Origin of the sequence: Chlorobaculum sp. 24CR (assembly GCF_004118635.1) — a bacterium.
Classification (GTDB): Bacteria; Bacteroidota; Chlorobiia; order Chlorobiales; family Chlorobiaceae; genus Chlorobaculum.
Genome location: NZ_SDGU01000049.1, coordinates 1 through 19,451, shown reverse-complemented (window position 1 = coordinate 19,451; position 19,451 = coordinate 1). Strand labels below are relative to the sequence as shown.

Annotated in this window: 16 protein-coding genes and 1 pseudogene; 6 read left to right on the top strand and 11 right to left on the bottom strand. The window is 53.3% G+C overall.

Translation table 11 applies throughout. From position 1 onward, the window contains the following. The 7 genes and pseudogenes from EST62_RS09505 to EST62_RS09475 form a co-directional block, all read right to left on the bottom strand. Positions 1-180: pseudogene (locus tag EST62_RS09505) on the bottom strand (IS5/IS1182 family transposase); the annotation flags it as partial. A 53-nt stretch (positions 181-233) separates the two neighbouring features. Further along, positions 234-3,209: a DEAD/DEAH box helicase gene (locus tag EST62_RS09500; protein ID WP_129051856.1), complete on the bottom strand. Its 2,976-nt coding sequence runs from the start codon at positions 3,207-3,209 to the stop codon at positions 234-236. A gap of 498 nt (positions 3,210-3,707) precedes the next feature. Then, positions 3,708-3,983 (bottom strand): helix-turn-helix domain-containing protein, encoded by a 276-nt coding sequence (locus EST62_RS09495; protein WP_129051855.1) that lies wholly within the window; start codon positions 3,981-3,983, stop codon positions 3,708-3,710. Further along, positions 3,976-4,329 carry a type II toxin-antitoxin system RelE/ParE family toxin gene (locus tag EST62_RS09490; protein WP_129051854.1) on the bottom strand — a complete coding sequence of 118 codons (354 nt, stop codon included), beginning with the start codon at positions 4,327-4,329 and terminating at the stop codon, positions 3,976-3,978. The genes EST62_RS09495 and EST62_RS09490 overlap by 8 nt, the downstream gene beginning before the upstream one ends. Before the next feature lie 153 nt (positions 4,330-4,482). Further along, positions 4,483-5,718 carry a GlmU family protein gene (locus EST62_RS09485; RefSeq protein ID WP_129051853.1) on the bottom strand — a complete coding sequence of 412 codons (1,236 nt, stop codon included), beginning with the start codon at positions 5,716-5,718 and terminating at the stop codon, positions 4,483-4,485. Positions 5,719-5,734: 16 nt separating this feature from the next. Beyond that, complete coding sequence (locus EST62_RS09480; RefSeq protein WP_129051852.1) at positions 5,735-6,643, bottom strand: diacylglycerol kinase family protein; 909 nt, start codon at positions 6,641-6,643, stop codon at positions 5,735-5,737. Next, a complete protein-coding gene (locus EST62_RS09475; protein ID WP_129051851.1) occupies positions 6,633-7,169 on the bottom strand; it encodes a low molecular weight protein-tyrosine-phosphatase in 537 nt (178 codons plus the stop codon). The genes EST62_RS09480 and EST62_RS09475 overlap by 11 nt, the downstream gene beginning before the upstream one ends. A 168-nt stretch (positions 7,170-7,337) precedes the next feature. On the opposite strand from EST62_RS09475, the gene EST62_RS09470 reads away from it, so the two are divergent. Beyond that, a complete protein-coding gene (locus EST62_RS09470; protein WP_129051850.1) occupies positions 7,338-8,558 on the top strand; it encodes a hypothetical protein in 1,221 nt (406 codons plus the stop codon). 445 nt (positions 8,559-9,003) lie between these two features. After that, complete coding sequence (locus EST62_RS09465; protein ID WP_129051849.1) at positions 9,004-10,230, top strand: transcriptional regulator; 1,227 nt, start codon at positions 9,004-9,006, stop codon at positions 10,228-10,230. 94 nt (positions 10,231-10,324) lie between these two features. Here EST62_RS09465 and EST62_RS09460 read toward each other — a convergent pair whose 3' ends face one another. From EST62_RS09460 to rsgA, 3 genes are all read right to left on the bottom strand, one after another. Beyond that, on the bottom strand, positions 10,325-11,206 hold the full coding sequence (locus EST62_RS09460) for a DUF1848 domain-containing protein (RefSeq protein ID WP_167599282.1): 882 nt from the start codon (positions 11,204-11,206) through the stop codon (positions 10,325-10,327). Positions 11,207-11,271: 65 nt separating this feature from the next. Beyond that, positions 11,272-12,645, bottom strand: coding sequence for an NAD-dependent succinate-semialdehyde dehydrogenase (locus tag EST62_RS09455; protein WP_129051847.1), 1,374 nt, complete (start codon positions 12,643-12,645; stop codon positions 11,272-11,274). A gap of 365 nt (positions 12,646-13,010) precedes the next feature. Beyond that, complete coding sequence (gene rsgA / locus EST62_RS09450; protein ID WP_129051846.1) at positions 13,011-13,946, bottom strand: ribosome small subunit-dependent GTPase A; 936 nt, start codon at positions 13,944-13,946, stop codon at positions 13,011-13,013. 241 nt (positions 13,947-14,187) lie between these two features. Here rsgA and EST62_RS09445 point away from each other — a divergent pair, with 241 nt between their 5' ends. Continuing rightward, entirely contained in the window at positions 14,188-14,904 is a 717-nt protein-coding gene (locus EST62_RS09445) for a phosphatase PAP2 family protein (protein WP_129051845.1), read from the top strand. 404 nt (positions 14,905-15,308) lie between these two features. Here the strand turns inward: EST62_RS09445 and recG are convergent, their stop codons facing one another. After that, positions 15,309-17,423, bottom strand: a complete 2,115-nt coding sequence (gene recG / locus EST62_RS09440) for an ATP-dependent DNA helicase RecG (RefSeq protein ID WP_129051844.1) — start codon at positions 17,421-17,423, stop codon at positions 15,309-15,311. A gap of 95 nt (positions 17,424-17,518) precedes the next feature. Here recG and rpmE point away from each other — a divergent pair, with 95 nt between their 5' ends. The 3 genes from rpmE to EST62_RS09425 all read left to right on the top strand — a co-directional run bounded on the left by rpmE (position 17,519) and on the right by EST62_RS09425 (position 19,133). Continuing rightward, positions 17,519-17,743, top strand: coding sequence for a 50S ribosomal protein L31 (gene rpmE / locus EST62_RS09435; RefSeq protein ID WP_129051843.1), 225 nt, complete (start codon positions 17,519-17,521; stop codon positions 17,741-17,743). 30 nt (positions 17,744-17,773) lie between these two features. Beyond that, positions 17,774-18,334, top strand: a complete 561-nt coding sequence (frr, locus tag EST62_RS09430; RefSeq protein WP_129051842.1) for a ribosome recycling factor — start codon at positions 17,774-17,776, stop codon at positions 18,332-18,334. A 544-nt stretch (positions 18,335-18,878) separates the two neighbouring features. Further along, positions 18,879-19,133: a hypothetical protein gene (locus EST62_RS09425; RefSeq protein ID WP_129051841.1), complete on the top strand. Its 255-nt coding sequence runs from the start codon at positions 18,879-18,881 to the stop codon at positions 19,131-19,133. The last annotated feature ends 318 nt before the right edge of the window (positions 19,134-19,451 follow it).

Genomic DNA, 19,451 nt, shown 5'->3' with positions numbered 1-19,451 from the left:
GAATGGCGGGCGGCCCATGTTCTTGCGGTTGGCTGGCTTGCTGAAAGCTACTTCGAGAATGGGAGCAAAAAGTTGCCAGTCGATATGCGCTTCAAGCTTGACGAGCGGATCCTTGAGTTTGGTAAGCCGTTCGAGCAGAAAATGCTCATCAAACAGGCCGAGCGGGTTGATGTTTTTCATGGCAGTACAGTCGTGTTGATGGGTACTGCACAAATATACGAATATTGCTGGACTTATATTTCAGTTAAGTCAATATATTTCAATATCTTATATCTTTTCCGACTTTTTAGAGATGGCCTAAATACCATTGGATTTTCGCCGCCTTTTACTTCAAATGTCGATAGTTCAAGGATTTCCAAAAAATAGCCAAGCCTCACATAGTTAACTGAATTGACATCTTTGTTTGTTACATATTTTTCCACTATCGAATTATCAGTATTCCCGAAGAGATCACTCAAACGCTTCTTTAAGGACATAAAACTTGCCAAATATTGAGTACTAAAAACCCTATATTCAAAACCATCAATAATTTTGCGCTTTTGCAAAAAAGCATTTGGTTCAACAACTCCTGGGCGAATAAGTCGTCCAGAATATGAAGACAATATAAATCTCGATAATTTTTCTGCCTTCTCAGAATCATTTAACACATAGTTCAATTTTTTTCCAAACTCGGCCTTATTAAAGAAAGTATTTGTATTAGAAAATATTTTCTGGACCGAACTCAAAAGATGCTGAAAATTATTGAATACATTATCAAAACTATCAAGTCGTTCAAAAGATATCTTTAGTTTTGGCACTAAATCGATGCACTCATCTTTAAATATAAGATTTGCATAAAACTCTCTTTTTAAGACCGGAAAGCTTTTGTTCACAAAATAATCATACCATAATTTATCCAAATCTAATTCTATAATATTATTACCATTTTCAAGTTTATCAATAACCCTAAAAGTATTTGTATATTTATTGCCAAGCATGTAAAGATGTTGGTTTGACACAGCAGCATAAACTTTTACAAAAAGCTTTTTTGGTCTTGCCAAGATCACATTGAATCGGTTTTTTGCCAAATAATCCTTTTCAATCATCATCAAAGCCGTCAAAACCTTCTGATCAAGATCAAGAGCATTCTCAAAAATATGCCCAAAATCATCTACAGATAAAAGCAAGTTTCGATTTTTATTATTTTTTATATATGTTTTATGAATTTTTTTCAACACTTCTTTTATCTGATACGGCCGAAGGGCTGACATGCCATGAAGTGCCTTTGTATATCGCTGATCTTGAGAAGAATAATTTAATGTTGCAAAACCTTTTATCTCACTTTTTCTTGCAACCCTACCTATTTCTTGAACATAGTCAGGCAGCAAACCTGATGGAGCATGATGATATACAACCTGTATATCTGAAATATCAACCCCCATACCAAAAGCTTTTGTCGAAATCATGACTTTTACTTCACCACTCTTAAATCGCCTGTAAGCAAATTCTTTATTCAATGAATCCATTGAACCATAATAACCAGTTGCAATATTATTTTGATCAACGTTCACTTGATCGAGTATTTGCTGAATATGACGAGCATAAGGCGTATAAACCAAAGTTTTGAAACCCAGTTCATTTATTTTTTTAATAAAGTCAACTGTTTGACTTATCTTGCTTGACTCATAATTAACAGCAAAACGCTCATAATTATTCACAATAAACTCTATATCATTTCGCCTCACCTGCCCAATAAAAATATGCGGATCATTCATGACTAAGCTATCAATACTATCAAAAACCATATCATTAGCACCTCCATATATTGCAGTTGCAGTTACAGCAACCATTGGAAACTTAAGGCTATGATATTTTCTCATCTTCCTTATATGGTTCCCCAAAAACCAATAATCCACTCTAAAATCTCGCCCCCACGTTGTTATAAGATGAGCTTCATCGACTACCAACATACCAAGCCTCCTAGACCCTATAAAATGGGTTATATCATATGAAAGAAGCAACTCGGAAGACATATAAAGCAGATCAATATCTCCGTATTTGCAACTTTCTATAACCTTTTCACGATCAAGCAAACTAAGCTCACTATTTATATAAGCAACCTTATCAAAATTTCGATCATTGATAATTGCATTAACCTGATCCTTCATCAAAGCTATCAACGGAGAAACAACAATAACCATATCATTGTTTTGAGAAACGTAAAATGCTGGCAATTGAAAAAGCAGAGACTTACCGGATCCGGTAGGTGCTGTTAAGAATAAATCTCTACATCCTCCATCACCCTTTGAATTTTCGTATTCATTTATAATTTTTTCTACAACCAAACCTTGTGACAATTCTGTTATCTCATTATTAATATCAGGATTCTTATAAACAGAAATATTTCTAAAAGTGGCATTTTCGCCCCAATAGGTCAACAGCATCTCTTGAGTTTTACTATCAACTCTAGAATCCAACAATATTGACACTTCCTCAAAAAGAAATAGCGCACCTCCAAAACCATTCAACAAAGCGTTAATCTTCTTTAGTGTATCGAGAACAATTGGGCTTAATGATTGTTTGCCATGAAGCTTTACAGCCACTTTCCTAGAAAAATCATTTAGCTCAATACAATCATTCACAAAAGCATCAAGAGAATAAGGATCAGAACTAACATCTATATTCTCTAAATTAAAATCACCTGAACAGCTTAATTCTTTTGAGTCTTCAAAAATATCAATAGTATCAAAAATTTCAACCGGCGTTTTTACAACAAAGAAATACTTTTTGTTAATCACCAACTGCTCAGCTTGATAAACAGGAAGTCTATCTGGGCGTATTTCAATATTTCCCCCTTCACCTTTCTCAAGATAATCGTGCTCACCAATAGGAAATAGTTGACGCAAATTATCTCTAATTATCACCACTCTTTCCACAAAAAATGAAGGGTCAATATAATATATAAGATAGCTAAACTGTGAAAATGACAGAAGATGATATTCCTTCTCTTGCTGTAGCACAGTAAAAGTCTTAGAAAACCACTCCTTATTAAATACCTCTTCGTCTTTTTCAAAAGCAAATGTCCCTATATCAGCAACAAACGCTTCTACCTCTTTTATTCTCAACAAATTTGATTGTCCTAAAAGGACAAATATTCGATTTTGCCTTTCAGCTTTAAGCCTATTGATATTCTTATAAATTAGCTCCGAATAAAGTTCCTTAAACGTCATAATGATCTTTTATTAGATGATACCTACCTTAATACAATTACATTAACCTGCTTTTTTGTACAACACCATTGCGTTCATCACTTCATCGCACAGATAAGTACAAAAAAATTTTAATTTTGGCTATAGCATTTGTGAAGAAACCGCTGACTGAGCATCAGATCAATCACCCTATCCCATCCAGAAATATCCCAAAGCAAACGCCTCCCGCGTGCGCATGGTCGTTGTAGCTGTTCGCTTCTGTATTCGAGGGGCGTAAACCGCATAGTGGTGCTTGTGTAGGGCATTTTCTGTAGGGGGGAAAAGGTTATGATACCTTGTAACTCAGCCAACACTTAACGCAAAAGCAAGATATTCGTAAAACCCGTAGCAAACAAGAGATCGTCGAATTATTACCGTCATATCGGGCATCGAAAAAGGGCGGCACACGCGGGCGCACGCCATGCGCCCTTACGGAGAATCAACAAAGGTTGGCGGACTAAACGCTTGCAAGCGAAGTTCTCACTGAATCGTCACCTTTATTTTTTTACCCAACGCTTCCGCATAATTATACAGCGTCGAGAGTCGAATGTCATCGGCATGATTTTCAATTCTCGAAATCGCTGACTTTTTGGTATTCAGCTTTTCGGCCAAAGCCTCCGGTGTAAATCCTGCGCTTTTTCTCGCCTCTTTTAACAGTACCCCGATTTTAAACTCCTCGTAGCCTTTATCGAAATTCTCGGCAAATTCAGGATCGGTACTCTTCCGTTTTTCAATTGCACGTTGCAGGTCATCCATTATTTTTCCTCCTGAGATATTCACTCTTTCGTTGTTCCGCCAGCGCTATCTGTTCCGGCGGAGTTTTCTGAGATTTCTTCGCGAACCCGTTGGTCAGAATCACCAGATTTCCGTCGTCGAAAAATCCAAGCAGCCGAAACTCATTGTTACCTTGCGCCACCCGAACTTCCCAGATTCCATTGGTGTTTTTCAGCTTCTTGAAATACTCTGCCGGAACTAACGACAGCTCTGTCACCAGCTTGAGCACCCAAAAAACCTTTGCCGCCTCTTTTGTCGAAAGAGATTCCAGAAACTCATCGACAGGGCTTTTACCAGTTGATGTCTTGAAAAACTCAATGGTTCGCATTGCGAATGTTAACAAATAAGTGAACAAGGCGCAAACAAAAAAAGCTCAAATCCGTAAGGTTGGGGGGCTACGGATTGACTAAGGAGAAACTTGAGATAATTTAATCGAAATAAGGCAAAAAATGCCAGCGAGAGCTATAAGCTGGAAGCAAAGTTACTCCGACTCCCCCGCCACCGCCCTCAACATCCCCTCATACGCCGCACTCATCTCCACCCTCCTGCGGGCCATCACCTTTCGCGCGGTCTCGATGGCTTTGTCGGCGTCGTACCGGACCGTGCCGGGATTGCCGTCGCCCCAGCTGAATGACGGGACGTATTTCGCGGGCATTCCGTTGCCGAAGACGTTCGACGAGGTGCCCACGACCGTGCCGGTGTTGAAGCGGGTGCCGATGGAGCATTTCGAGTGCTCGCCCATCAGCAGGCCGAGGAACTGCTGGCCGGTGGCTATTTTGCCGTGCGCGGTCTCGATGCTCACCTGGCTGTAGTTGTTTTTGAGGTCGGAGGTGTCGGTGCCCGCGCCGAGGTTGCACCAGCTCGAAATGTAGGAGTGGCCGAGAAAGCCGTCGTGCTGCTTGTTGGAGAACGGCTCCATGATCGAATCCTCGATCTCGCCGCCCGCCTTCGAGCCGCCGCCGACAAAGACATTGCTGTAAATCCGCGCGCCGCTCTTCACCCGCGCGCCCGGCGCGACGAACACGCGCTCCATCAAGAGCGCCATCGGCTCGACCACCGCGCCCGCGCCAATATAAATAAAGCCGTCGCTGGCGTCGAGCACCGCTCCGGCCTTCACCTCTGCGCCCTTCTCGATGGTGATCGCCTCCGGATTGACCAGAATCGCCGACGGGTGCACCTCGCCTTCGATGCGTCCGAGCGCCAGAGCCGCGCCGTCCTCGCGCATCATCGCCGGATGCATCGCTACGCAATCCCAGAGATTTTCGATCAGACGGAACCCGGAAACTTCGACGCACGAGAGCGCACCGGCCACAACCATGCCGTCGATGGTATCGGGAAACACCGTATCTAAAACATGAAGCGGCTCCGCCGTGGTGCGGCAGAAAAGAAGATTGCCGTTCTGGACGACCGCCTCGCCCGGAGCGATCCGCCCCGCGTCGATAAACTGCGTCACCGCCGCATCGCAGATGAGGCGACCGTTGACCAGCAGCACCTCCTCTTCCAGAACGCTGTTGACCACCGAACCGGGGTTGTTCTCGCTAAACCACGGCGCGATGTGGCGGCGCACGTGCCAGGTGAGCGCCGCCCGCCCGCCGAAGGCCGCGATAAAACGCTCCCTGAGCGAATGGCAACCGGTCACGAGGTCGCAGACCGGCTTCAGGTCGGCGAGCGGCGAGAAGCGGGGCGTTTTTTCGTCTTCAAAAATGATGACCTGCATGGGAATCGATTTTTCGTTATGGCTCGTAAAGCATCTCGACCGCGAGCGGCTCGGCGGTGATGCCGATTGCGCCGCCAGCCCGGTCGATCACCTCGCCATCAATGTGCATGACCTCATCCACGGAGAGAAACAGCGCGACCGACCTGGCCTTGCAATAGATGACTTTCGGATCGTAAATCTGGCTGCCCTTCAGATATTTGAGCACATATCCGGGCACGCGCCATTTCGGTACGGCTTTCAGGATGCACACATCGAGAAGCCCGTCGCACTGGTCGGCATCCGGCGAAATCCGGAACTTGCCGCCCTCGACCTTCCCGTTTGAGACCGAAAAGGCGAACACCGGCTCGTCGAGTTCGACCGTCCCCTCTACGGTATCGAGCGTAATATGCATTTTTACCGCACTATAACCCAAAAGCACCCGCACCAGCGCCCAGGCGTACGACAGCTCTCCCCGCAGCCACGGCGTCGCCTTCACGGTGCTGGCGATCCGACCGGTGAAGCCGATGCCGATGGAGTTGACGAAGTAGCGCGAATCGCCGCCGCTGAACTCGACCTTGCCGAGATCGACCCGGCGGCTCGCGGCTCCGGCAAAGCCGCGGATGCGCGACTCGTGCGCTTTTTCCGAGGGGTCGAAGGTTTTGAGAAAATCGTTGGCCGAGCCGACCGGCAGGATGCCGACCTTCACCGGCAGGCCCGCCACGGCGTTGACCACCTCGTTGAGCGTACCGTCGCCGCCGCAGGCGATGAGCGTCGCGCCATTTCGGGCGGCGGCGCGGGCGAGGTCGGCGGCGTGACCGGCGAAGCGAGTCGTTTCGAGCGACGCCGCCTCGAAGTGCACGAGCGATCGCTCGATGAGCGCGGCTTTCGAGGCGGCGCGCCCCTTGTCGGCTGCCGGATTGAAAATGAAGGTAATGCTACCGCTCATCGCCGCGTTGGGTGTGTTGAAAAATCGCCCCGGCTTCAGCCGCGTCGGCGGGCAGGTTGTACGCCGCCCGCAAGGCAGACACGATTCCCGTGGCGCTGTGCAGAAGCCGCTCCATCGTACGGTCGAAACCCGCCTCGCTGCCATAATACGGATCTTCGATTTCAGCGCCCGCGTCGGAGTGGGCGAAGTCGGTCATCATGTGCACCGGCACCGGAAGGCCGTCGAGCGCGTCGAGAATATCACGATAATTTTCAGCATCCATCGCGAAAATCCGGTCAAAGCACGCGAGGTCGAGGTCGTCGATGCAGCGGGCGCGAATCGCGGAGATGTCGATGCCGTGGCGTCCGGCGGCCCGCACGGCGCGGTGGTCGGGAGAGGAGCCGGACTGGTAGCACACCGTGCCGGCGGACTCGATCTCGAAGCAGGCGTCAGAGCCGTGCAGCGACGCCGCGTGACCAAACGCGCCCTCAGCCATCGGAGAGCGGCAGATATTTTCGTAACAAACAAAGAGTATTCTTACCGGCATAACTATAATTTTGAGTAAAACACACCAACAATCCCAGGGAAAACTGACGTTATAACGCAGAATAATATCACGTTGATTGTTTTTTTTAAACCAACAATATCAGATATTAGAGTAATTAGCACCGTTTCTGGTAATTTTTCATCCATTCAATTCCTAAAGTCCATCATCATGACCCAATGCCCCGTTTCCGGACTTTCGGTTACCGAAAAAGATCACTGGAGTTTTGAACATCGCCAAGGTAACTATACCAGAAAATACAGCCTGATCGGCAATGATATTATTCATGTACAGGAGCTGGCAAACTCCGGCATCGCTCCGGAACATCTCTATGCCGCCGACTTCAGCTCCCTGGTCGCCGAAGAAAATCTCTCCGGCAATCCGGTCTTCATCCTGATGGATTGCCAGCCGGTAAGCGACCTCAAATTCTCTTACAAACGCGAGTTCACCAACCTGCTCACCTCGCCGGAGTTCGATCTCAAGCTCATCGTGCTCTACAATATCCAGCCCTCGGTCAGACTTCCGTTTGAAATGCTGCAAAGCCTTTCGACGGAACAGCTTCCGGTCATTCTCTCCGACTCGTACGAGGAGGCCGTAACCTCGATTCTCGACTTCAAATCGGGCAAGCGCGCCGAAGCAAAAGCTGGCGCGGGCACGGACAAGGCTTTCAGGAACGCTTTTCTGACCGAAGTGTCGAGAATACTCATGCTCAGGCAGTTTGACCCCCAGGGAACCGTACCGCCTGAAGATCATGCTTCATACCCCTATTTCCAGATTCTCGACATCATGCGCCGCGACCTGCAATCCCTTGAAGAGGAGTATCAGCAGAATATCGAAAGGATCGAGCAGGAGTTCCGGGTGCTTCTGGCCAGCAAAAATTCACTGCTCGATGAACAGGCTGAGCAGAACAAAAAGAACGAGCAGCGATTCAAGGATGAAGAGTCCTCCCTGCTTTCAAGAATCGCCACGCAGGAGATCGAGGCAACCAGAATATCAACGGCCAATGCCGAAAAAAACGCCTCATTGCGTACGTTGTGCGAACTGATCGAACAGCTCGATATCGATCCGTCATCCAGGGAGAAGATTTCAGCGCAATGCGCCATGCTCTTTGAAACCAGCGACCAGGCCGCGCTGGTCAACACGGAACTGACGGAAACCGACTCGGTTTTTCTTTCCCGCCTCCAGAAAACACATCCGAATCTCAATCAGCGAGAACTCAGAATCAGCCTGATGATAAAGCTGGATTACCACTCCCGCGATATTGCCAGGTCTCTCGGCCTTTCAACCAGGGGCATCGAAAGCATCCGTTACCGGCTGCACAAAAAAATCGGTCTCGACAAACACAATTCGCTGAAAACCTATCTCACGACCCTGGCTACAGAATCGATCTGAACAGCCCGGCCAGTTGAAGACTGACTCAAACGCAACGCAATCATCTCCCGCGGGAGATGATTCGGAGTCGGACCAAAACCGCCGAAAACCGTATAAGAGATTTAAAAATATCCGGTTATAGAGATTTTTAAAAAATGCCGGATTCTTTGCTTCACGCTCCTCCGTTCAGGATGCAAAGCAGATGCAGACCCGGTTTCCCTTTTACGAATCGATTTTGAGACACTCCCACCCGAAACCCCTGCGAAAACAAAGTTGCGCTCCCTACCAGAACAGCGCATTATTTACGGCATCGACGAATAAATATTTTCATGAAAATATTACTCACATTCCGTAGTTATTGGGAATAATCGCAGAAAAAGTCGTATTATGCTGGGAACACCTGCATCATCACAGTGTGATTATACTTCATGACAGGTGCCTTTTTCAACGCAATAAGTGAAGCATCATGCAAACGTGTCCAATCTCCCATCTTCCGGTTACGTCGAAACACAACTGGAAATCAATCCCGACCGGCGCCGATTATGTCAAACGCCTCGACCTGATTGGTGACAACATTTTTCACCACTACGTCGAGTCGGATCATCCGGTAACGCTGACCAACATGAGCATCGATCTGGTTCACAAGGTGCTTGAAGAGAGCGGCATTACGGACTCGCCGCTCTACCTCCTCTGGGACATGAACAACATCATCAACATATCGTACCAGTACAAGCAGGGGGTCAACGACATTGTCTATCGCTCAGGCCTCGATTTCAAGGTGGTTGTCTTTTACAACATCGACGACTCATGCAGAGTCATCATCGAAACCTTCGCCGCGATGGCGCCCAACACGATGACGGTGCTGCTCAGGGATGACTATGCCGATGCGATGACAACCCTCCTGAAGTACCGTTCCGGCAAGACCGAGGAGCTGCCCGAAGATGAGGAGGCCGACGAGGAAATCTCGATGAAAAACGAATTCCTCGCGACCATCGCCAGAATCTCCTGGCTCAACATGCTCAATCAGCAAATCTTTCTTCCGCCTGCTGAAGACCCCTTCTACCCCTACTTCAAGGCCATCGATCACATGCAGGAGGATCTGAGAGCGAAAGACGAGATTCATGAAAAGGAGATGCAGCATCTCAAGGCGGAAAACGAGCAGAAGCTGAGTCAGAAAATCATCCAGCTCAACGCCCAGGTGGAACTGGGCAAAAAGGAGATTCAGCGATTCGAGCAGGAAAAAACCGCGCTGAAATCGCGAATCGCCGCGCAGGAGATGGAGCTGACGAGGATTTCCACCGCTGTCGGCGAAAAGGCCTCTTCCCTGCACATGATCTGCGACCAGATCAAGAGTCTCGACATCGAATCGGTGGCCAAGCAAAAAATTCTCGAAATGTGCCACAGTATGATCGAGACTGAACTGACCGAAAAACGGCTGAAAACCGAGCTGACGATGGGCGACTCCGAGTTCCTCTCGAAGCTCCAGAAAAAGCACCCAAACCTCAACCAGCGCGAACTCCGGGTAAGCCTGATGGTGAAGCTCAACTACGACACGCGCGAGATCGCCCGATCGATCGGCATCTCGACCAGGGGCATGGAGAGCATCCGCTACCGGATGCATCGCAAGCTCAATCTCGACAAGCACAAATCGATCAAAACCTATCTCTCCGAACTCGCGTCTGAAGTGTTCTGAGGTCTGGCAAACACAGCACGATCAAACCAACACCGGGGCGCATCAACGCCCCGGTTTGTTTTTTACGCCGCCCCGCCTCGCCGCAAAACTACCGCTATCGGCAAGCGTAGCAGTACAGGCACCCGTGCCCGCACGTGCCGTAAGCGCCAATGTCCTTGCTCACGATGCAGCCGCACGCTTTACGCTGCCCTTGGTCTTTGAGGGCAACGGTTCCGGCGTCCGAATCGTCACCGGGAAAAAGGGAGGGCGAACGGCCAAGAAAAGCCATCAGCTCCGCGTCATTGCCGAAGCAGCGGGCAAGCGACCGGTCGTCGATGCAGCGATTTGGCGCAATGCCCTCCAGCACCGCCTCTTCGGCGCAGCTCGCCAGCTCGAATCCCCAGCTCCGGTTTCGCTCGACCAGTTGCGAGGCAAACGACGCCATCTCGACGGGCGTGAATTCGCGAACCCCAGCGCCGATGCGTGAGAGCCGCCGTGAGACCGACCGGTACCGTTCGATGTCGGCGAAACTGATGACCAGCTTGCGAGTGCACTTCCGCAACGCTTCGGCAAGCGCGCAGATGCGCGCCAGCAGCGCCTCCGGCGTCGCGCGACTGGTCAGCACGAGAGGATCGAAGCGCCAGACGACGCGCTCCGGGCCGATGCGCGCGGCGAGCCTCCGGAAGGTCTCGACCCGCTCGCGAAGCGGCGGAACGCCCGGTTCGAGGCCGTCGGCTTCGTAGTCGTTCAGGGTGAACTGAAAGAGGTAGTTGATGCCCATCGCCTCGATTTCGGAGAGGCAAGCCAGCAGCGGAGCGGGGTTCTTGCTCCAGAAAACCACGGCTCTCGTTTTACGGAACGAGACGTATTGCCTCTGGCGAGAGTTGAAGGGATTACGCCATTCGACATACCCGGCCCGCAACCGGCTCATGAACCAGTCGGCGTGAAACGCCGGAATGTCGGTGGCGCGGCTGGCCGACACGATGACCGGAGCCACCGCCTCGACCAGCTCGCCCGTTTCGATGCGGATCGGCAGCCGTTCCCAACCGCGGAACGTGCTGCTCAGGGCAGGTAGAGCGTCTTGATGTTGACGAACTCGCGGATGCCGTGGTGCGACAGCTCGCGGCCGTAGCCCGACTGCTTGACGCCGCCGAAGGGCAGGCGCGGATCGGATTTGACCATCGAGTTGATGAAACAGCTCCCCGCTTCGAGTCGGCGGGCGATGCCGAGCGCGCGCTCCACCTCCTGCGAAAAGACTGCCGAGCCAAGTCCGAACTCGCTGTCGTTCGACACGGCGACAGCTTCGTCGTCATCGGAAACTTCGATGATCGTAGCCACCGGGCCGAAAATCTCCTCCGAGTAAGCGGGCATTCCGGGCTTCACGCCGGAGAGTACCGTCGGCGGATAGTACCAGCCCGGAGCGTTCGGCACGTGGCCGCCGCACAGCAGCTCCGCGCCAGCTTCAACGCTGCGCTCGACCTGTGAATGAACCTGGTCGCGCAGATCCTCGCGGGCGATGGGGCCAACCTCCGTGCTCTTGGCGAAGGGGTCGCCCATCACCGCCGTCTGCATCCGCTGGACGATCTTTTTGGTGAACTCGCCGATGATCTCCTTGCGCACGACAAAGCGCTTGGCGGCGATACAGCTCTGCCCGGCGTTGAGCAGGCGTCCGGCGACGCACGCATCGACCGCCTGGGCGAGATCGGCATCTTCGAGCACGATGTAGGGGTCGCTGCCGCCCAGCTCCAGCACGCTGCGCTTCAGCGCCTTGCCCGCCTTGGCGGCCACCGCCTGCCCGGCGTAGGTGCTGCCGGTCACGGAGACCGCCTTGATGACCGGATGGTCGATCATGAAGCCGGTCAGCCGGTCAACCTCGTCGAGGTCGATGTGCACCGCGCGGTAAAGGTGCTCCGGAAACCCGGCATCGCGGAACAGCTTTTCGATGGCGATCGAGCAGCCGGTGACGTTCGGCGCGTGCTTGACCACGATGCCGTTGCCCGCCATCAGAATCGGCGCGGCGAAGCGCAACACCTGCCAGTACGGGAAGTTCCACGGCATCACGCCGAGAATCACGCCGAGCGGCTCGAACGCCACGATACCCTTCGCACCGTCGATCTCGCTCTCTTCGGGCTGAAGAAACTGTTCGGCGTGGTCGGCGAAGTAGTCGCACACCCAGGCACACTTGCTGACCTCGGCCACCGCCTGCGAAAGCGGCTTGCCCATTTCGAGGGTAATGATGCGCCCGTGCCCGGCGGCCTCTTCGCGCAAGAGCTCCGCCAGCCGCTTCATGCAGGCGCGGCGATGCTCGAAGCCGGTCACGCGCCACTCACGCGCATCGGCGTCGGCCTGGCGGAGCACGGTATCGATTTGTCCGGCGATCATCACCGGATATTCGGCGAGCCTTTCGCCAGTTGCGGGATTGATGGTAACGATCATAACTATGCGTTCTTTATGTGTTCGGATTAAAACAATGTCGCGTCAATGGTAAACAGTCCTGCAACGATTTACTCATCGATACTCTTGCGATTAAAACTCTTGAACAATTGCCCCGGACTTTAGTCCGGGGTACGCAAGTAAGGCATAATAAATAAGGGCTTTAGCCCAATTTCTTCTTGTGATAACGCTTACTCCTTATTGTCACGAGAAGTCGAGATTGGTTGGCGCTCAAAACCTGTTCCCCCGGCTTGAAAGCCGGGGCTATGTAAATCCAGGAATTCAAAATGTCAGAAGGGTTGAACCCTTTCTGAATGCAACAATGGATTCTACGCTTCACCCGCCATTCCCGACTGACACGGCCAAACTCACTCGTCGAGCGAATCGAGCAGGGCGAGGTAGCTTTCGTAACGTCCGGCGTCGATGGCCTCCGACTCGACCGCCGCGATCACGGCGCATCCCGGCTCGACCGTGTGGCTGCACGACGAAAAAGCGCACTCCGGCATGTAGCGCAGGAACTCGGTGTAGTAAAACCGCAGATTCTCGCGGGTGATTCCGGAGAGGTTGAACTCGCGGATGCCCGGCGTGTCGATCACGTAGCCGCCGCCCGGCAACGGGAACATTGCCGAACTGGTGGTGGTGTGCACCCCCTTGCCGGTCTTGTTGCTCGTCTCGGCGGTTCGCAGCTCCTCGCGTCCGACAAGCAGGTTGATGATCGTCGATTTGCCCACGCCGGAATGGCCGCTGAAGGCCGACATCCAGTCACGCAGCAGCTCGCGCAACTCCTCGATCCCCCGGCCATCCTCGGCGCTGACCAGGCAGATGTTGCAACCAAGCTCTCGATAGACCTCCAGATCATCCTCGACCATCCCCTCCTCGTCGAGGTCGATCTTGTTGACCACGACGAGGAGCGGCAACTTTTCCGACTCGGCGAAGACGAGGTAGCGATCCACCAGGCGGCTGTTGAAGGGCGGATCATCGAACGAGGTGATGAGCACGATCTGGTCGATGTTAGCCACGATCACCTGCTCCTTCTCCTTGCTCCGGTTGCGCCGCACCTCCCGCCGCCGCACCAGCGCCGTGCGCCGCTCTTCGACGCGGACGATCACCCCTTCCGCCATGTCGGTCTCTGAGGCCTTCGGCCTGAACTCGACCCGGTCGCCGACCGCCACGAGGTTTGCTCCCTCGTTTTCGCTCACGGTGCTGGGCACGGTTCTGCACCTGACCTTCAGGCCATCGCCGGTCTCAACGATATAGGATGCGCCGGTGACTCGCGTCACCATTCCGGCAAGCGTTTCATTCATGCAAACAGGCTAAACTGATTACCCTTCACTGCACCGGTATGCCGACCCTGGGCGGGACGAAACGGGGCAAGAGCGCAAAATGCTTAATATAAGCTTTTTCGATACCATTACGGAAGCCGTGACGCCCCCCTTAAGCCCAGGAATCAGATGCAATCGGGAAACGAACCTACTGGTTATATGTCTTATATTTTCCATACTTTTCTCTTCAGTATAGCCATCGGAACCCAAACGCGCCCCTGCCATGAGCATCAGCAGTCTCGATAGCAGCAGCATCGCCGAACTCAGCGCCTTTCTTGGCGGCAACGGCATCGGCAACAAACTTTTCAGGCTCCTGATCTATAATGTCGGCGAAAACCCTCTCCTGAGAGGAGTTCCGATCTTTTTTCCCCTTTTGCTGCTCTGGTTCGGCAACGCCTCCGCAGAACGCCGCAGCCGGATTCTGACCGGTCTTCTGGCAACCTGCGCGGCTGTTGGCATCTCGGTTTCGATGCAATACCTTGTGCCGGTGCATACGCGCCCTGTGCTCGACCCCGCCCTGTCCCTGCAAATGGCCACGCAACAATGGGATCACGACAGCTCTTTTCCAAGCGACACGGCGATGCTTTATTTCGCGCTCTCAACGACGATTTTTCTGCTGAACCGGCGGGCGGGCATCGCAGTTTTCCTCTGGTCGCTCCTCAGCGCCGGACTGTGCCGGGTCGCCCTCGGCTGGCACTACCCGTCGGATATCTTCGGCTCGCTGGTGATCGCCCCGGCGGTGGTGCTGCTATTCGATAAAACAGCCATGATCCGCGGCAAAATCCAGGCGCTGCTCGAATCGTCACAGAACCGGATGGCCGTCATCAACGCCGTGCTGGCGCTCTTTATCGCCGAGGCTTACAACCTGTTCCCCGGCCTGAGAAGCTTGGTCGAAACCCTCGTCAGAATCATCCGGAAAAACTTCGATCTTCCCGGATAGCGAACGGGCGCACGCCATGCGCCCGCGTGTGCCGACATTTTTCCGATGCGCTCGTGACAGGGCAACCGCAAGAGATTGCCCCTACAATTCAATGGACATTCTGTTGACAATTGAACAATCCACGTAGGGGCACCGACCAGTCGGAATTTGCCCGTCTTCCTGTCTGGACGCCAACCTTTGGTAATCCTTCGATGCGGACGACCGACCAGCCGCCCCTACACCGCCGCATAAAACCTTTGCCCCTGTAGGGGCAGGCCTCGCGCCTGCCCAGGTGCACCACCACATGTTCGATGCTCCCGAAAAAGGGCGACCGCAAGGGATCGCCCCTACTATCAACAGGAGAATCCAGGTCGAAATTGAAAAATCACCAATTTCAATTTCTGAGAAGAATCCCCTTCTCCCCCTCACCCGACGTCGGCCAGCGAGATGCGTTTGCGGAAGTGATTTTCGTAGTAGTCCCGAATCCGGGCGTTTTCGGCGAGCGTGAGCGTTTCGTCGCGGCGGATCAGCTCGAAGGCCGCCGCTCGCGCCGAGCGCATGATCTCGCCGTCGGTGAGGAGGTCGGCGATCTTCAGGCCGCTCGCCGCGCCCGACTGCTCGCGGCCCAGCATGTTGCCCGCGCCGCGAATCTGCAGGTCGATCTCCGAGAGCCGGAATCCGTCGCCGGTCGCGGCCATCGCCTGCAACCGCTCTTTGGCGTCACCGGCGAGCTTCGTGTAAAGAAGAAAGCAGGAGGATGCGTGCTCGCCGCGCCCGACGCGCCCCCGGAGCTGGTGAAGCTGCGAAATGCCGAAGCGCTCGGCGTGCTCGATCACCATCACCGTGGCGTTGGGCACATCGACGCCCACCTCGATCACCGTCGTGCCGACGAGAATGTCGAGGCCGCCGCTGCGAAACTCCGCCATCACCGTTTCCTTCTCCGCCGCCGGAAGCTTGCCGTGGATCAGCCCCAACCGCAGCTCCGGAAACACCTCACCCCGAAGCTGCTCGTAGCTCTCGGTGGCCGCCTTGAGATCCATCTTCTCCGACTCCTCGACCAGCGGATAGACGATGTAGGCCTGCCGCCCCTCGGCAACTTGTTTCCGCAGAAGACGATAAAGCTCCGGCTTCTCGTCTTCGCGGCAGAGGCGCGTCTGGATCGGCTTGCGCCCGGTGGGCATTTCGGCGATGACAGAGACGTCGAGGTCGCCATAGACACCCATCGTCAGCGTGCGCGGAATCGGCGTGGCGGTCATGAGCAGGACGTGCGGGTTCTCCGACTTCTCCTGCAACGCCTTGCGCTGCAACACGCCAAAGCGGTGCTGCTCGTCGATGATGACCAGGCCGAGCCGCCGGAACTGCACCCCCGCCTCGATGATGGCGTGGGTGCCGACGGCGATGTCGATCTCGCCCCGTTCGAGCCGGGCGAGCTGCTCCTCGCGCTGCTTTTTCTTCTGGCGACCGGTGATGAGCGCCACGCGGATGCCGAGCGGTTCAAGCGAGTGGCGCAGTCCGGCGTAGTGCTGGAAGGCGAGAATTTCGGTCGGCGCCATGAAGGCCGCCTGCAAGCCGTTATCGACGGCGAGCGTCATGGCGAACTGCGCCACGAGCGTCTTGCCCGACCCCACGTCGCCTTGCAAGAGACGGTTCATCTGGCGACCGCTTTTGAGGTCGTGGTAAATCTCGCGCACCGCCTGCTTCTGCGCGCCGGTCATCGTGAACGGCAACCGCTCGTGCAGCCCGGCGGTTTTGTCACCCGAACGCTCGAACCGCGCCGAGGTGAGATGCCGCCGCTCTTCAGTGCGGCGCAAGGCGAAAAAGAGTTGCGCGAAGAACAGCTCGCTCCACTTCATGCGGTAGCGCGCCCGTTCGAGCAGTTCGGCGGAGTCGGGAAAGTGGAGCTGCCGGTACGCCTCGCCGATGGGCAGCAGGTTGTTCGACTCGATGATCTCCGGGCTGAGATATTCAACGATGCGCAGCGGCTGATCGCGGAACGCGCGATGCACGATGCGCCGCAGCGCCGCAGAGTTGAGGCCCGCCTGCTTCATCGCCTCGGTGGTGGGGTAGATCGGAATGATCGCGCCGGTCTTGAAAAGCTCGTCATCCCGCTGCTCGTCTCCAGATGCGTCATCACCACCAAGCTTGTCGAAGTCGGGATGCTGCATTCCGGGCGTGCGTCCGAAAAAAGCGACCTTGCCGTGCGCGGCGAGCGTGTCGCCGTTGCGAATGGTTTTGGAGAAATACTGCACGCCGCGAAACCAGGTCAGTTCGAGCACGCCCGTGCCGTCGCTGATCTGCGCTTTGAAACGCGAGCGTCCGCGCCCGCCGCCTTCGAGCCGCGTACCGGTGACGCTGCCCACGACGGTCACGGTTTCGCCGTCGCGCAACGCGCCGATTTTTTTGATGGTGGTGCGATCCAGATAGCGGCGCGGAAAGCAGTCGTAGAGGTCGGCAATCGAGCGGATGCCAGCCTCGGCGAGGATCGCCGCGCGCTTCGGGCCGACGCCCTTTATCCCTTGTAACGATGAAAACGGAGGCATGACGAATTGGCGTCCATGCTTGGTTATTAGCAGAAAAAAGAGTTAATTGCAGACCAATTTTTTATTGTCATCCAGGCAACGTAATCCCAAAGGTCATGAAATCAGAGATTCATCCAAAGTATACAAAAGTTACCGTCAACTGCGCCAACTGCGGCGCCACCTTTGAAACCCGCTCCACCCGCAACAACATCAAGGTTGACATTTGCAGCAGTTGCCATCCGTTCTACACCGGCAAGCAGGTGCTCGTCGATACCGCTGGCCGCGTCGAGCGCTTCAAGAAACGCTTCGCGAAAGCTGCCCCTAAAGCCAGCGCCGAGTAAGCGATCGCCTGAATCAAACCAGATACCGCCATGACTGCAAGGGACGTTATCCAGAAAGTCGAGCCTCGCATGAAGAAAACCATCGAGGCATTCCAGCACGAAATCGCCTCGATTCGCACCGGCAAGGCCACCACGGCATTGCTCGACCGGGTCAAGGTTGAAGCTTACGGTTCGCAGATGCCGCTCAAGCAGGTCGGCAACGTCGGCGTGCTCGATGTCCACACGCTCACGGTGCAGGTCTGGGACAAGTCGATGGTCGGCCCAACCGAACGTGCGATCCGCGACGCCAATCTCGGCCTCAATCCGTCGTCGGACGGCCAGAACATCCGCGTCAGCATTCCGCCGCTCACCGAAGAGCGCCGCAAGGAGTTCGTAAAACTCACCAAAAAGTTCGGCGAAGATTCCAAAGTTTCGCTGCGCAACCTCCGCCGCGACCTCATCCACGAGATCGAGAAGCTCGAAAAAGAGAAGCAGATCGGCGAGGACGAGCTCAAACGCGGCAAGAAGGACGCGGACGACCTCCTGCACAAGTACGAAAAGCAGATCACCGAACTGATCGCCCAGAAAGAAAAGGAGATCATGGAGGTCTGACAGCAAAAGTCAGCACAGATTCAGCAAAAGCCGGGATTTTCCCGGCTTTTTGCGTTTATGGAGGGACGGATCGAAAAGGCAATCGAACATCGAGACCGGCGGAGGGATCGAAATCGATCTGTACCCAACCACAGGCGATCCCCCAATCTGGACGGGCATAAAACCCGTCCCTACACACCAACCATCGGCAATTCTTCGTAGGGGCGGTTCCGACGACTCGGGATCGCCTTTCTTCCGTTTGCACGCCAATAATCTCGTTGACCCCTCGTAGGGGCAGGCCCCCGTGCCTGCCTCTCTTTCCGATCTGGATGCCAACCCTTGATGATTCTCCGTACGGGCGGTTCGCGAACCGCCCCTACACGCCCCCCCCCAAACCTTTATCCCTCGTAGGGGCGCATGGCGTGCGCCCGGACATGACCACAGCAGCACCGGTCTTGACGGAACAAAATAGTGGCGCAGTCTTGTTTGCGATGGGTTTTACGAATATCTTGCTTTTAGCGTTGGCACAAGCTCCTCGAACGCAAAGGCAAAAAGAGAGAAAAACATGAACACAATAGAATTGAAGAGAAGCTTCCATAGTCTCATTGACAGCATCAATAACGATAGTCTGTTGATGAATTTCTACGACTTGATGAAAACAAGAACTTCGACCAAAGAGGGCCAGCTTTGGAACCGTTTGACTGAAGATGAGCAGGAAGAATTATTGATGACACTTGAAGAAAGTGAAAATCCTGAGAATCTCATCAGTAATGAGGAAATGAAGCATAAAATAATTAAATGCCCATTCGATGATTTGTAATAACCGGGAGAAGAATACGCCAGACAATAACACGCCACTTTGCTTCGCTTATTCGTCCAATACAGGATGTAAGGCGCAATAGAGTAGCGCTGATAAACAAGTTGGGCGTAATGCAAGATGACTATCGCGTAAAAATAAAGGATCCTCGAAGCAGAGCTTCGAGGTATTTAGAAGAGTTGGAGCTGCTGTGAATGCAACTTTTTATACTCAATTTCTCGACCTGAGCCTGTTCAGATAAGTGTGTAAACGGTCGTTTTCATAGAGGCATCCTTCCCTCGAATTTAATGGAAAACTGATTGATAACCGCCCCCCAGTTTT

Coding starts and splice junctions, on each gene's coding strand:
- EST62_RS09500 (WP_129051856.1), bottom strand. CDS start 3,209: ATGACGTTTAAGGAACTTTATTCGGAGCTAATTTATAAGAATATCAAT.
- EST62_RS09495 (WP_129051855.1), bottom strand. CDS start 3,983: ATGGATGACCTGCAACGTGCAATTGAAAAACGGAAGAGTACCGATCCT.
- EST62_RS09490 (WP_129051854.1), bottom strand. CDS start 4,329: ATGCGAACCATTGAGTTTTTCAAGACATCAACTGGTAAAAGCCCTGTC.
- EST62_RS09485 (WP_129051853.1), bottom strand. CDS start 5,718: ATGCAGGTCATCATTTTTGAAGACGAAAAAACGCCCCGCTTCTCGCCG.
- EST62_RS09480 (WP_129051852.1), bottom strand. CDS start 6,643: ATGAGCGGTAGCATTACCTTCATTTTCAATCCGGCAGCCGACAAGGGG.
- EST62_RS09475 (WP_129051851.1), bottom strand. CDS start 7,169: ATGCCGGTAAGAATACTCTTTGTTTGTTACGAAAATATCTGCCGCTCT.
- EST62_RS09470 (WP_129051850.1), top strand. CDS start 7,338: ATGACCCAATGCCCCGTTTCCGGACTTTCGGTTACCGAAAAAGATCAC.
- EST62_RS09465 (WP_129051849.1), top strand. CDS start 9,004: ATGCAAACGTGTCCAATCTCCCATCTTCCGGTTACGTCGAAACACAAC.
- EST62_RS09455 (WP_129051847.1), bottom strand. CDS start 12,645: ATGATCGTTACCATCAATCCCGCAACTGGCGAAAGGCTCGCCGAATAT.
- rsgA (WP_129051846.1), bottom strand. CDS start 13,946: ATGAATGAAACGCTTGCCGGAATGGTGACGCGAGTCACCGGCGCATCC.
- EST62_RS09445 (WP_129051845.1), top strand. CDS start 14,188: ATGAGCATCAGCAGTCTCGATAGCAGCAGCATCGCCGAACTCAGCGCC.
- recG (WP_129051844.1), bottom strand. CDS start 17,423: ATGCCTCCGTTTTCATCGTTACAAGGGATAAAGGGCGTCGGCCCGAAG.
- rpmE (WP_129051843.1), top strand. CDS start 17,519: ATGAAATCAGAGATTCATCCAAAGTATACAAAAGTTACCGTCAACTGC.
- frr (WP_129051842.1), top strand. CDS start 17,774: ATGACTGCAAGGGACGTTATCCAGAAAGTCGAGCCTCGCATGAAGAAA.
- EST62_RS09425 (WP_129051841.1), top strand. CDS start 18,879: ATGAACACAATAGAATTGAAGAGAAGCTTCCATAGTCTCATTGACAGC.